The organism is Pyxidicoccus fallax, from assembly GCF_012933655.1.
GTDB classification, from domain to species: Bacteria; Myxococcota; Myxococcia; order Myxococcales; family Myxococcaceae; genus Myxococcus; species Myxococcus fallax.
The window spans coordinates 36,654-49,386 of sequence record NZ_JABBJJ010000052.1 but is presented as its reverse complement, the minus strand read 5'-3'; the positions used below and the strand labels follow the sequence as shown (position 1 = coordinate 49,386).

At 66.0% G+C, this 12,733-nt stretch carries 10 protein-coding genes and 1 pseudogene; 4 read left to right on the top strand and 7 right to left on the bottom strand.

What is annotated here, in order from left to right; all coding sequences use genetic code 11:
* Positions 1 to 285, bottom strand: a 285-nt coding sequence (locus HG543_RS54490; RefSeq protein ID WP_343073349.1) for a carbohydrate-binding protein, incomplete at its 3' end; no start/stop codon positions are given.
* Positions 286 to 652: 367 nt separating this feature from the next.
* Here HG543_RS54490 and HG543_RS14115 point away from each other — a divergent pair.
* The gene (locus HG543_RS14115; protein WP_169345256.1) at positions 653 to 1,348 is read left to right on the top strand and encodes an RICIN domain-containing protein; all 696 of its coding nucleotides are present in this window, start codon (positions 653 to 655) and stop codon (positions 1,346 to 1,348) included.
* 110 nt (positions 1,349 to 1,458) lie between these two features.
* Positions 1,459 to 2,004: a putative immunity protein gene (locus HG543_RS14110; RefSeq protein ID WP_211193915.1), complete on the top strand. Its 546-nt coding sequence runs from the start codon at positions 1,459 to 1,461 to the stop codon at positions 2,002 to 2,004.
* A gap of 295 nt (positions 2,005 to 2,299) precedes the next feature.
* Here HG543_RS14110 and HG543_RS14105 read toward each other — a convergent pair whose 3' ends face one another.
* Positions 2,300 to 4,510, bottom strand: coding sequence for a sensor histidine kinase (locus HG543_RS14105; RefSeq protein ID WP_169345255.1), 2,211 nt, complete (start codon positions 4,508 to 4,510; stop codon positions 2,300 to 2,302).
* Positions 4,511 to 4,914: 404 nt separating this feature from the next.
* Between HG543_RS14105 and HG543_RS54485 the strand changes: the two genes are divergently transcribed.
* The gene (locus HG543_RS54485; RefSeq protein ID WP_211193914.1) at positions 4,915 to 6,921 is read left to right on the top strand and encodes an alpha-ketoglutarate-dependent dioxygenase AlkB family protein; all 2,007 of its coding nucleotides are present in this window, start codon (positions 4,915 to 4,917) and stop codon (positions 6,919 to 6,921) included.
* On the opposite strand, the gene HG543_RS14085 is transcribed toward HG543_RS54485, so the two are convergent.
* A complete protein-coding gene (locus HG543_RS14085) occupies positions 6,918 to 8,075 on the bottom strand; it encodes a NosD domain-containing protein (RefSeq protein ID WP_169345254.1) in 1,158 nt (385 codons plus the stop codon). The genes HG543_RS54485 and HG543_RS14085 overlap by 4 nt on opposite strands.
* A 472-nt stretch (positions 8,076 to 8,547) precedes the next feature.
* Here HG543_RS14085 and HG543_RS14080 point away from each other — a divergent pair, with 472 nt between their 5' ends.
* On the top strand, positions 8,548 to 8,775 hold the full coding sequence (locus tag HG543_RS14080) for a hypothetical protein (protein WP_169345253.1): 228 nt from the start codon (positions 8,548 to 8,550) through the stop codon (positions 8,773 to 8,775).
* Positions 8,776 to 9,441: 666 nt separating this feature from the next.
* Here the strand turns inward: HG543_RS14080 and HG543_RS14075 are convergent.
* The 4 genes and pseudogenes from HG543_RS14075 to HG543_RS56790 form a co-directional block, all read right to left on the bottom strand.
* Positions 9,442 to 10,188 carry a HEPN domain-containing protein gene (locus tag HG543_RS14075; protein WP_169345252.1) on the bottom strand — a complete coding sequence of 249 codons (747 nt, stop codon included), beginning with the start codon at positions 10,186 to 10,188 and terminating at the stop codon, positions 9,442 to 9,444.
* 9 nt (positions 10,189 to 10,197) lie between these two features.
* Positions 10,198 to 11,328 (bottom strand): DUF262 domain-containing protein, encoded by a 1,131-nt coding sequence (locus tag HG543_RS14070; RefSeq protein ID WP_169345251.1) that lies wholly within the window; start codon positions 11,326 to 11,328, stop codon positions 10,198 to 10,200.
* The gene (locus tag HG543_RS56795; RefSeq protein WP_253910477.1) at positions 11,325 to 11,981 is read right to left on the bottom strand and encodes a hypothetical protein; all 657 of its coding nucleotides are present in this window, start codon (positions 11,979 to 11,981) and stop codon (positions 11,325 to 11,327) included. The genes HG543_RS14070 and HG543_RS56795 overlap by 4 nt, the downstream gene beginning before the upstream one ends.
* Positions 11,982 to 12,338: 357 nt before the next feature.
* Positions 12,339 to 12,620 (bottom strand): annotated as a pseudogene (locus HG543_RS56790) (DNA methyltransferase); the annotation flags it as partial.
* Positions 12,621 to 12,733: the final 113 nt, after the last annotated feature.

Here is a 12,733-nt window from a genome sequence, read left to right as displayed (position 1 = left end):
TGTATAAGAGACAGCACCGGTGCAGTCGCCGCCCGCCGCCCACAGCGACGGTGCCGCCACCGGGTTCCAGCCGCAGCCGACGCATGCGGTATGGGTCACGCGAGCCGTGTAGGTCGCGCCGCTGTAGGTCACACTGTCGCCCGCGGTGTAGGTCGTTCCTTCGGCCCAGGTGCCTCGGCAAGCCGCAGCCGCTTCTTGCGAAGCAAGTGCCACCGCCATGAAAGTGCACAGCACTGCCGCATGCGAGAGTCTCCTCGAAATGTTGCGCAGTCCTTGGCGATGCATATCCAGCTCCTCCTCTGCTTTGAACGTTGGATGCCACCCGAGACGACGGGTGGACGTCAGGTCTGTCTCCTTCGAGCAAGGGCCCGACGCCGCGGATTGAGGCGACTGCTGATTTTTCCGGGTTATTGAGCGCCGGGCTCCGGCTCGACCTTTCGGGTCAGGAGGAGCTCAGGCTCCAATGCGAGAGATCGACCCACACTCAACCGATAGCAGGTGAATGAAATCCCCCTGCCCCCGTCATGAAGGGCATGGAGCGAGCGGGCGGCGAGAGCAGCCCCTCTCCCGGAAACTCCAAACGAGGAGAAGTCCCATGCTGGCGGTTCGGCGTAGCTCCGAGGGTGGTCGTGCGCGTGAAGACCGGTCGTCCGTGAAGAGCAAGGGATGGGCGGCGCTCGCGCTGCTGCTCCTGCCCCTGACGGCGGGGGCGGGGCCGGGGCCTGAATACCGCTGGGACGAGTCGCGCAACCGCTCCGGACCCAACCGCTGCCACGACAGCTCGCAGTGCGATGGCGCCCGCACGTGCAGCCCCGCGGGCTGGTGCCAGGGTGAGGCGCGCCCCACGCCGCCGCCTCCGCCGCGAGCGGACCGGGACTGGCGTCCAGACCGGGGTGAGTCGCGGCCCCAGCGCAGCACCTTCATCCGCAGCAGGCTCGAGGGGCTCGTCATCGACATCGTGGGCAACAACCGCGCGCCCGGCACGGGGCTCGTCGCCTTCCGCGCCAAGTCCCACCGCGAGGGCAATGAGAACCAGAAGTGGGAGCTGGTGCCCACGCGGGGCGGCTACCTCATCCGCAGCCGGCTCAACGGGCTCGTGCTCGACGTGGAGGGAGCCAACAAGGCCCCGGGAACCGCCGTCGTCACCTGGGAGGCCCACGGCCACCCCAATCAGGTGTGGCAGCTCGTGCCCGGCCGGGTCCGCGGCACCTACTACATCCAGAGCCAGCTCAATGGCATGGTGCTGGACATCGAGGGCGCCAGGACGGACGGCACGGGGCGGCTCATCACCTACCCCATGAAGCGCGATGGGTCGGCGAAGAACCAGCTCTGGCAGTTGGACGTCTGAACTGAGCACCACGGGCGCACCAGGCGGCAGGGCACGTGCGAAAGCACCGCCGCATCCGGTGCGCCACCGCGAGACACATTCAGGGAAGACACTGGCTCGCGTGGCAGTCGATGATGGACGCCATGACGAGCGAGCCGGGCAACATCGCGCTGAGCGAGCAGGAACTTCGCGAGGTCGCGGGCTATGCGGCGAAGTGCGCACAGGCGGCGTTGGCCATCTTCGAAAGCGAACGGCCGGGTGACACTCGGCCTCGCGACGCCATCGACGCGGCGAACGCTTTTGCCAGGGGCGGCAGACGCACGGGCGCGCTGAGAGACAACGCGTGGGCGGCGCTCGAGGCATCGCGTGAGACCACCACCGAGGCCGCACGCGAAGCAGCGCGAGCAGCGAGTCACGCCGCCGCCGCCGCATACCTGCATCCGAAGGCCAGCTCCCATCAGGTGAAGCACATCCTCGGAGCGGCTGCTCACGCGGCAAGAGCGGCCGAGCTGCTGTCTGGCGATGACCGGGATGTTGGTGCCGAGCACGTCGAGCGGGCGCGACGGCACGCCACGTCAATCGTCGTCTTCGTGCTCGATCGGTTCCCCGCGGCACCCCGCGGCGGCGGGCGCGTCGGGGAACTGCTTCGCGAGCTGGACGGGCGCCTTCGCGGCTGAGAGATGACGACGTCGGGGCGACACGGCAACGACGGGCGCGAGGAGTGGGCGCGCATCTGCCTCACCCACAACCCGCGGACGGGCCTCCCCTCCGGCGGGGCGGACGCGGAACGAACATTCCTTCCACGGATGCCCCGTCGCGACAGGGGCGGCGGCCGTGGGCAGGCCGGGGCCGTGGCACACTCCCCGCAGCAGCGGCTGCGCTGGACGGAGATGGACGTATGGACCGGCGTGTGTCCAGCGGGGTTGCACCGCCTCCCCACTGGGCTGGCGCACAGCCTGGGTACCTTCGTGGCTATCCAGGAGCACGCAGGGGCAGGCGCACCGTGAAGAGCGCCCCGCGGTCCAGTTCGCTCTCCACGGTGATGGTGCCGCCCATGGCCTCGACAATCTGGCGGGAGATGTAGAGGCCCAGACCCAAGCCACCGTAGTGTCGGTCGGAGACGCCGCGCTCGAAGCGGCCGAAGAGGCGTGGGAGGGCCTCGGGGGAGATGCCAATGCCCTCGTCGCGCACGCGCAACCGGCCCCATCCCGGCTCCGAGTCCACCTGGATGACGACAGGCTTGCCGGGGCCATACTTCACCGCGTTGGACAGGAGGTTCACCACCACCTGCTCCAGCCGGGAGCCGTCCCACCAGCCTCGCACCCCGGGCTCCAGGGACAGCCGCGCGTCACAGCCCGCCTGCGTGAAGACGGCCTCCGTCCGCTCCAGCCCGTCCTTCACCACCTGGGCCAGGTCCACCTCGGACGGCTCCAGCGCCAGCTTTCCCAGGGAGATGCGGCTCACGTCCAGGAGGCTGCCCACCAGCGAGGCCAGCCGGTGGACCTGCCGCGCGGACGACGCCAGCCGGGAGTGGGCCTTGTCCAGCAGGCCCGCGCTCACGGCGCGCTCGATGAGCACATGCTGCAACCCGAGCGAGGTCAGGGGGGTCTTCAGCTCATGGCTCGCCACCGAGAGGAACTCGTCGCGCAGCCGGACCGCCGCCTGGGCATCCCGGTAGAGCTCCGCGCGCTCGAGCGCCTGGGCACACTGACGCGTGAGCGCCTGGATGAAGTCCTTCTCCGGCTGGCTGAAGGACTTCACCGTTTCCCAGCCCACGATGATGAGGCCAATCATCCGCTGCTCGGTCACCAGCGGCAGGAGCGCACGCGCACCTTCTCCGACGACCGAGGAGACGGGAGTCATCTCCGGCACCTGGGCGAGGCACTCGGCGCGGGAGCCGAAGAACAGGGGCTGGCGCTCGTGCAGGAGCGTCCGCGACCTGCTGAACACCTCGAGCGGCAGCGGCTGGTAGGCGCGCATCAGCGCCTCGGGATAGCCGGAGTGACACATGAGGTGCAGCTTCCCTTCGCGAAGCTGCAGCAGCGCCCCCCGCTGGGCCCGAGCGGCCTTCAGCCCCACGTGGATGACGACCTCGGCCACCTCCTCCACGGCGGCCGCGCGAGAGAGCGCGGCGGTGAGGTCCTGGAGCCGCTCGGTGCGGACCTGGGTCTCCTTCGCCTTCTGGAAGAGGAGGGCGTTGTCCAGGCTGAGGCTGGCGCGGCGGGCGAGTTCCTGCGCGAGCTCCACATCTCGCGGCCCATGGCTTCGGAGGCCCGACTGGAGGCCCAGGGTCAGCGCCCCCAGCGTCTGGCCTCGCGCCTGGAGGGGGACGCAGATGAGCGACTTGAAGCCAAGCTGCCGGAGCCAAGCCTGGTGTCCCTCGCCGCGAGCCAGGTCCGCCAGCGCCGCGTCCGTCAGCACGGGAATGAAGACGGGCTCGCCCGTTCGCAGCACCTGGGCCGTGACACCCGGGGCGCACGTGCCGAGGGGCCAGCGGCGGACCATCTCGAAGACGGCGGCCACCAGCTCCGGGTCGCGGTGCATCACCGCCCGCCGCTCCACGCCGCCCCCCTCGGTGAGCAGGTCCACCGTGCACGCGTCCGCGAGGTGGGGCACGCTGAGCTCGGCGAGTCGCTGGAGCACCGTGTCCTCGTCCAGCGAAGAGGCGAGCACCTCTCCCGCCCGCGCGATGAAGCTGAAGCGGTCCTCCGCCTCCTTGCGCGCGGTGAGGTCGTGGACGCTGGCGGCGCGGTAGATGACCTTGCCCCGCTCGTCCCTCAGCGCCACCCCGTCCACGAGCACCGGGAAGCAGCTCCCGTCCTTGCGCCGGTTGAGGAGCTCGTAGCTGTGATGGCCCTTCTCGAGGGTCCGCTCCAGCTCGGCGCGGAAGCTGGCGAAGCACTCTGGCGCGAGCAGCTCCTGGACGTGCTTCCCGATGAGCTCCTCGGGCGAGTCATACCCATGCATGCGGGCGAAGGCCGGGTTGACCGCCTTGATGCACGAGGTCTCGGGGTCCGTGCTCACCATGCCCAGGCCCGCATGGTGGAACAGTTGAGTCCAGGGCTCGAGGTGTTCCTCCTCGCGTTGGAGTTCCTGCTCTTCCGAGCGGTCGGCCGCGGGGCGCCGTACCCGCTCGTCTCCCCTTCCCTGAGAAAGCGCGGAGAGCTTGCGGGTGGAGGCCATGTGACTTCAACAAACGGTATGGGGGAGCATGTGCAGCCAGCGGGCCCGGGGGGTCGGCCTTCGCGCCAGGGCCCGGTCAGGCAGCCAGCCCCAACCCTCCGGGCGCACGCCCCTCTCGGGGCATTGTTGCGGACTTCATCACCGAGGTGAGCAGCCCGCTCGCCTCCGTCCTCAATGGCTCCGCGTTGCGCATCGACGGTGGGCTCGTGCGCAGCGCATCCTGGAACGCGGGGGCTACAGCCGAGGCCGCTGGACTGAGGGATGCACTCTCGCGGAGCCGCGCGGCCCTCCTGGACGCCCCCCACCCCGTCCCTCGCCCACAACAGGGCTCCCATGCCGCCTATGCGCTCTGGCAGGATCGTAGCCATGCAGCAGGACGCCAGTCCTGCGCGAGGAGCCTCCCCATGGCCCGAGCATCGTCGCCTCTCCCCGAAGCCCGCATCATCGACACGAACCATGTGTTGATCGCGCTCTCGCCGTTGGACGACGTGGGCTTGCTCGACGGCTTCTGTGGCACCGTGATCACCGACCCCTCCGCCGGGCTGCCCGACCTCTCCGGCAAGGTCGTCCATCTGTGCGGCGACGTGTCGAGGGCCGAGGGCCTGGATCTCTCGGCGGCCGCGCGCGTCCAGGTGATCCGGGAGCGCTCGAGCGGCTACGGGGAGCGCGACGACGGCGTGCCCTGGCCGCTGGTGAGCCTTGGCCGGGTTCCCCTTCGCGTGTACGGGGTCGGCGTGTACTACCGGTGCTTCTTCGACCCGGGCATCGATTTCCTGGACCGGATCCGAAGCGAGCACACCTTCCAGTCGCTCACCGAATCGACCAAACCCGGCAGGGCCCATCGTACGGGGATCTACCTGACGAGCGTGAGACCGGAGGGGGAGGAGCTTCACTTCCGCCTGCTGCGCTGCTCTACGAACCTCTCGGGTCCGACCGAGAATTTCCGTGCCACGGACCGACACATCGTCGACGCGCTGAACCAGGAAGCGGCGCTGATCTTTCGAGACGCGGCTCCGCTCAACCACGTGCTGGCGCAGCTCTACCACAACACCCCGGCCGACGCCGAGACGAAGCAGGCGAAGGCTCGGATCTCACCGCACGCCGACAAGACGAAGGACATGCCGACCCACGGCATCATGGCCTTCTGCACCTTCTACGAGCACCTCGACGAGCGACGCCCCCTGCCCGACGACCCCTTCGACCCGGGCAACGGCCGCAAGAGCGGGCTCACCCGACTGCGCTTCCGCCTGAAGGAGACGGTGCAGGACGGGACGGCAGGCGCCTTGCCCACCCAATTCACCATCACCCTGTACCCCCACTCCGTGTTGTTCATGCCGCTGTCCACCAACCGGCTGTACACGCACGAGATCTTGCCGTCCGAGCTGGATGCCGCGCAGCTCCCAACGCGCCTGGGCTACGTGGTGCGCTGCTCGAAGACCGAGGCCGTGCACGACGGCGGCCGTACGTTCCTCGCGATGGGTGGCGAGCGGGTTCCGCTGGAGGCGCCCACGCCCGAGGGGATGAGGGAGCTTCGAAGGTTGTATGCCGAAGAGAACAAGACCCAGGCGCACATCGACTATGGGGACCCGTTCCGATTCAGCATGAACGAGGGCGACTACCGGGCGCCGAGCTACGAGGCGGCGGATGAGTTTCGAACGTATGTGATTCCCGCGCGGGGGAATCTGTTCGCGGAGCTGCTCGCGTCGGCTCGGTTCGAAGACCAGGGGAAGGGAAGGCGAGGGGCAGTGCTCGTCGCGAGCGACGATGCGCGCGGGGTTCCAATCGTTCGAACAACCACCGTCTACAGCCTTCCGGCGCAGCCGTTCCGACCGATCCACGCCTGGCTGGCGCGGCAGGTTCGCGAATGCGCGTCGCTCTCGGTGGGGTTCAACAACGCGCTCATCGAGAGCTATACGAACGCCTATGCCACCATGGGTGCGCACTCGGACCAGGCCCTCGATCTGGAGGATGCCACGGAGATCGCCCTCTTCTCCTGCTACGAGCGCGCCGAGGAGAGCCCGGCGAGGCGGCTCCTCGTCGAGGCGAAGGAGCCTGGCGGCCCGGCCTTCGAAATCCCCCTGGCCCACAACAGCGTCGTGGTGTTCTCCGTGGACACAAATCGCAGGTTCCGGCACCGGATCGTGCTCGACCCCGCCGCCGGTGCACCCAGCCAGTGGCTCGGCGTCACCTGTCGCACCTCGAAGACGTTCGTGCGCTTTCGCGAGCAGCAGCCCTGCTTCTCCGACGGCACCCGCCTCACCCTGGCCAGCGACGAGGAGCGCCGCGAATTCTACCGGCTCCGGCGCCAGGAGAATCAAGAGACCGCCTTCACGTACCCTCGGCTCACCTACACGATCAGCCCGAGCGACCTGCTGCCGCCCGACCCAGGAGGCGGCGTTCGGGTGGCTTAGCGGGCCTCGCTCGTGTCGAGCAGGCGAGGCCCGGTCCAGACGGAGAACGGCCGGGGCGCGAAGGGCGTCACGAGCGTCTCACCATTCAGGTCGCAGATGGACCCCGGCCCCGCATCATCGGCCGGGTCCGGGCCGGGGCCAGAGGGCGCGCCCCAGTAGTTGCGGGTCGCGTCGATGTCGCTGCCGGAGCGGTTGGCGAGGCCGCAGTTGGGGAGCGCCGGGAAGAAGCCGAAGAGCGGCAGGCCCAGGTTCCCGTAGATGTTGTTCCTGTGGAGCTCCATCGGCAGGCTCTGCTCCGCCCAGATGCCGACGCCCCTGTTGCCGATGGCCTCGTTCTCCTGGAAGAGGAACTCCGGGCCGCCCGCACCGACGAGGAAGAAGCCGAGGCCATCGTTCCCGATGGACCTGTTCCCCATCACCCGCTGCCTCTCGCCGAAGAGCGAGATGCCATTGCCGCCCTCCTGCTCGTTCCCGTTGGAGACGGCGACGTTGCCGATGACGAAGTGCCCCTCTGCCCCGGTGGCCCCGAGGTTGAATCCGGAGCCGTTGCTGATGGAGAGGTTGTTTCGGATGATGTTGCGGCTCCCCTGGGCGGCGAAGCCGATGCTTCGGTTGTCGACGGCGATGTTGCCGATCACGCGCACGCCCTCGTCTGCCAGGATCGCCACTCCGAAGCCATCATCGTCGCCCGTCGTCCGGGCCCCGGTGACGGTGAAGCCCGCCCCGTCCCCGCCGAAGACCACATGACTCGCGGTGATGTTGACGACGTCGAGCTGTGCCCCCCTGGCGTCCAGCACGGTGACCGTCGGGCCGTCCGTCGAAGCAATAACGAGGCGCTTGTCGACCAGGATCATGCATCGACAGCCCCCTCCGATCTCCGCCGCCTCCTCGCCGGGGTCGTTGAAGTCCCCATCGCCGGTCAGCTCTCCATAGACCCCAGGGCGGACGAGGATCCTGTCCCCGTCGCGGGCGTTGTCGATGGCGCGGCTGAGGGAGCGGCAGGGGGACTGGCTCGCTCCGCAGGTCGCGCTGTCGACGCCGTTGTTCGCCACGAAGAGCGTCCCTGCCCCATGGGCCTGGGCTGCCGTCAGCGAGGTGAGCGAGAGGCACAGGGCCCCCAGAAGTGTCAGTCCTTGAAGCGATGTCCCAGACATGTCCCCTCCCGTTGTGTGTCGCGTGCTGCCTGGGAATCGTGGGAGCGCAGGGGGGACGCGCCAAGCCCGTGCGGGGGAGGGACGGCGGTTTCACGTGGCCGACGTTTCCCGCCGGCGCTCACTCCGCGCGCGGCGGCCGCGAGGGGGACTGCACGGCCTCTGCACCGGCCCGGCTGCGCAAGAGCTGAAGCGCACCGGCTGAATCCTTTCACGCGGCAACTTCACCTTGACGCTCACCGCCGGCCGCGGAGAGACGGGGTGTCCGTCGGTCGGTTACTCTGGCCCGCCTTCGGGTAACGCCATGACTTCGAGCTCCGACGCGCGCTGTGCCGCACACCCAGACGCCCTCGCCACCGCGACGTGCCGGCGGTGCGGAAGCTTCGTGTGTGCCTCGTGCGCACGGCCCTTTGAGAAGGACGTGCTATGCGCCGGCTGCTACACCCGCCAGCTCCGGGCACCCGAGGTGTCTGGGATGGCGTGGACGGCCTTCGGGCTCGCCCTCTTGGGAGTGGTGGGCGGCTTCGTCCCCGGTGTCATCGGGTGGGTGGTCGCGGAACGAGAGTTGCGGAACATCGAACAAGGCGAATCCCCTCCGGGCGGGCGGACGTTCGTCCAGGCTGCCCGGCTGATGGGGATGCTCTGCACCGGCGCGCTGGTCGCGGTGGTCCTGATCAGCCTCTTCTGGCTCACGATTCGCTGAGGCCTCGGACGGGAGGCCAAGGGCCCTGCGTCGCGTCTGCAGCCAGCGACTGCCTGCCACGCACGAAATCGGATTCGCCCGCGCAGAAGAGAACTTCGACCTCTCGATCGAGAACTGGACCGCACGCCTTCGCGCCGCGCTGCCACCGGACACGGTACATGAGCGCTTCGCTCGCAGCGGCCTGACCCTTGGGGAAGCGGAGGAGGCCGAGGTGCCCCGCGCCATCGCCTCCAGCCCACGCTCGTGACGCTGTGGCTGTCGGTGAACGACGCGCTCCGCCCCGTGCCGCAGCCAACCTGGAACTGGCCGGGCACCAGAACCTCCCCACCCCCAGCGCTACATGCACCCGAGCCCGGCGGCCAGGTCTGCGGCCACTCGGATGCTCGGGAGGACACCGCAGGAGGCCCGAAATAAAAGCGGGCTGGAGACCTTCCGATCTCCAGCCCGCTTCATGACGTGGTCGGGGAGACAGGATTTGAACCCGTGGACACGGGGTGCCCTAAACCCGCGACGGCGCACGCCTTTCGCTGAATCGTAAGTGAACCCAGGCACTTCGAGTCCACGGGGGCAGTCCCGCCTGTCCCCTGGGTCCCCTCCAGTCCTGGAGACATTCTGTAGACGGGGCAAAACCTCTCCCGTAGGGTTTGGCGTCGCTCTTTCAGTGGTTCACGGACTACCTGTCGGAGCAGTGGCAGGCGCGGCAACCGGCGTGACCACTTGCTGCATCTGAGCTAGGTGCGACTGGATTAGCGCTGCGATGGCTTCTGCGAGATCCTTGAGGTTGTCGCAGAACTGGCGCAGCTCCGACGGAGAGGGAATCACGGCCACTTTGCCCGTATGGGCACATTCGTTTCGAATCGCAATCAGGTTCGTTAGCGCAGTCTGCGCCCATTGCTTCGTCACTCTACAGTGCACGGCAATCTTGTCCCATCCCCCTTCCACTCCGAAGCGGAGCAAGAAGTCTCGAACCACTTCCACTCCAGGGTTGGACTTAGTATCGGCGAAGGCCTCCCAAACGATCTCGTAGCCAGCAGCGTTTGAAACAGAGTGAAGTCGCCGAGCGATGTCAGCGCTGTTTGCCTTGACCCAGTCGTGCGGCCGCGATGAGCGAGCGGCCTTTGAAACTTCTTGAAGGACCCGCCCACCGTGCTCGAAATGTGCCTCTCGAATGCGCTTATCTAGCGTTGAAAACGGCGCCCCGAATGAGCAAATCGTCGCGACCGTCTCTTCGGCCAACTGCTTCAAGAAGGATTCGAAATACCCGCTGAGAAGCACAACAGATGCGCACTGAATGGTGTCATGCCTCGCTCGCACCGCAGCGCTCGCGAGCGCTGCCGATGCGTTGGCGTCAATGTCGTTGGCGATATCTCGAACGAGATCGAGTGAGTCTCGCAAGGACTGAAGGGCAGGCATGGCAACAAGTCAGGTGGCAAGGCAGGCGCGAACGACTTCTCTTGTCTTTTCGAGGCGGTACTGCGTCGCCCCTTTCCCATTGGTACCCGTTCCAATGGCCTTCTTGAACTCAGGGTCGCCGGAAAAAAGGCCTTGCAGCGCAGAAGCCAGTTTTAACGCCACAGGTGGGGTTAGCTGAGCGGGGTCGACATCGGCGAGCGCGAACATGACAGCGTCAGCAAGAGGCGCAGACTTGACACCCCTCTTCGCTCCGGGTTCGCCGGGCTTTCGAAAGGCATCGAGCCCGAAGACCTTGAAAGCGTTCTCGACGGCTTGCTCAAATCTCCTTTGGTCAAGAGCAGCGAGGTTCGCATTCTGTTTGTAGGCCCGATTTCGCTCATCCATCTGCGTGCTCAGGTAGTCCCGAAAGCGCCCTTTCATCGCCTGATACTTCTCGAGTGCGAAAAACCGAAGGACTAACTCAAGGTCCTCCATGCGACTGTACGTGGAATTTTTCTGTCGCTCGTCCGGATCCTCAGGAATGTCCCACAACTTTCGAAACGTTGCGTTCGCTGAAAGTTTGTGGAGCAGAGTGCAGAATTGCCCTCGGTAGATCGCATTTCGGATCTCCATTGGCTCCGCCTCCATTCCTCCGGTGTTGAGGCGGTCGAACACGTCGTACTTCACTTCTGGCGATGACTCCTTGAGGATCAAGACCGCAGGAATGAAACGCCGCAGGATGGTCTTATCGAGCCCCTTCTTCTTGAGGTCATGATAGGTAAGCCCATTCAACTCGTCCCAGACCGCCAGACCCTCGAGTGCGTAGGTGTTCTCTAAGAAACTCGAGATGGCGGTTAGCCGCTGTCGTCCGTCGAGCACGACATACTTCCCATAGTCGTCCTCCCCTAGAAAAACTGGAGGAATGGGAACGTTCATAATGATCGACTCGACGAACCGGCTCTGTTTATTTCGCGTCCAAATGTTGCGGCGTTGAAAGTCAGGGCTGAGGTCGATCTGTCTTTCGATCATGTCCGGAAGCGTCGAAATCGGCAGTTCGATCTTCTGCGGATAGATCTGCCGCATCTGCTGCCTGTACTTGTCCTCAAGCGAAATCGGGCTGGGTTCGGACTCCTCTCCCATGTCGATTTGGTCGTTATTCATGGCTTCTCCAGGAGCAGCACACTTTCTTCGTAGTGCCTACCCACTCTGTTTCTTCTGGCCTTCGGGTGGAGACTCGCCATCACGCGAGAACTCGGAAGATTTCTCTTCACAACGACACCGCCATGAAGCCCGTGTGCCTCACCAATCTCGGTGTAGAGAGCCGGCAGATCGATCAAGAGCTCTTTGTAAAACGAGGTTTGAAGAACAAGCACCGCTACGCCGCCCCTTCTCAGGGCGCGTGCGATTTCACCTAAGGCCAAATGAGCGTCGTTGAAGTATTGCCAGAAGTTCTTGAAGTAGTACCCGCTCGATGCATACGAGCCGTGGGAGCGGATCTGTTCCAGGAGTGAGCGAACCGAAGGTGCCCAGTTGTCCGGGATCGGATGCGGGGCTCGGGTTCGGATCATTGTGGTTCCCATCAACTCGCGCCGCAGTGAGCCCGCGTCACTACGCGACGTGACCGCAGCCAAACACGCCAGCTCAAACGCGGTCGAAGCTGCGTAGTCGATTCGTGTGCAGTAAGGCGGAGAAGTCAACACGACATCGACGCCGCCATTCTGAATGGGCAACGCTCTGGCATCCCCAACAAGAATGCGCGGTGAGTTCTCAGGCTCGGCAAGCAACATTCCGTCCGCCGCGAGACTATGAACCACCTTGAGGAATTCCTCAGCAAGGTCTCGACTCGGCTGCTTGCGCCGCCTCGGGGGCCGAAACCAAGTGGGGTTAGAACCAGACTTCGGAGGGGACACGCACCTCACGGCCCGTACGAGTGCAAGCATAGCGAAAGCTCGTCGCGGATCCGGAGGCCACGCTACGTCTTCAGATTCGACAATCGCCGCTCCGAGGGAAACAAAACGGCGGGCGAGGCTCTGCGAAATCCACCGAGACAGATCACCGGCTGTCGAAGGTCCCCGCACGCTGCTGGTGCAGCCAAGGGCTCGTTGCCCGAACTCAACAGCGTCCGCTGGGCTGGCGAACGAAACTGTCTTCGCCTGCGCGATGAGCGAAGCAAACGGATTCAGATCGACGCCATAGGATCGGAGGCCCAGCCGAGCCGCTGCCGTCGTGGTAGTGCCGCTGCCATTCCACGGATCGAGCACGATGCTTCCGCGGGGTATCTCGCGAAGCACCGCATTCGCAAAGTCGCTGGAGAAGCCTGCGTAGTATGGGTACCAAGCATCGACCCCAGTGGCCCCAGCTCGGCGCTTCGGGTCGGGAACGAGCCCGCCCAGTCGATCACGGAGTTGGTCAAAAAGCCGCTGTGGTGACGTCCGCCGCGCTAGCACCGTCATGCCCTGCCTCCTCGGGTATCCCCACGAAATCCCAAGAACAGTGGGCTCCTCCTAAGCTCCATTTTTAGGTCCGGACCGAGCCAAGCGCCAGAACTTCGTCTGCGAAGAAGGAG

Coding starts and splice junctions, on each gene's coding strand:
- HG543_RS14085 (WP_169345254.1), bottom strand. CDS start 8,075: ATGTCTGGGACATCGCTTCAAGGACTGACACTTCTGGGGGCCCTGTGC.
- HG543_RS14075 (WP_169345252.1), bottom strand. CDS start 10,188: ATGCCTGCCCTTCAGTCCTTGCGAGACTCACTCGATCTCGTTCGAGAT.
- HG543_RS14105 (WP_169345255.1), bottom strand. CDS start 4,510: ATGGCCTCCACCCGCAAGCTCTCCGCGCTTTCTCAGGGAAGGGGAGAC.
- HG543_RS14080 (WP_169345253.1), top strand. CDS start 8,548: ATGGCGTGGACGGCCTTCGGGCTCGCCCTCTTGGGAGTGGTGGGCGGC.
- HG543_RS14070 (WP_169345251.1), bottom strand. CDS start 11,328: ATGAATAACGACCAAATCGACATGGGAGAGGAGTCCGAACCCAGCCCG.
- HG543_RS54485 (WP_211193914.1), top strand. CDS start 4,915: ATGGCCCGAGCATCGTCGCCTCTCCCCGAAGCCCGCATCATCGACACG.
- HG543_RS14110 (WP_211193915.1), top strand. CDS start 1,459: ATGATGGACGCCATGACGAGCGAGCCGGGCAACATCGCGCTGAGCGAG.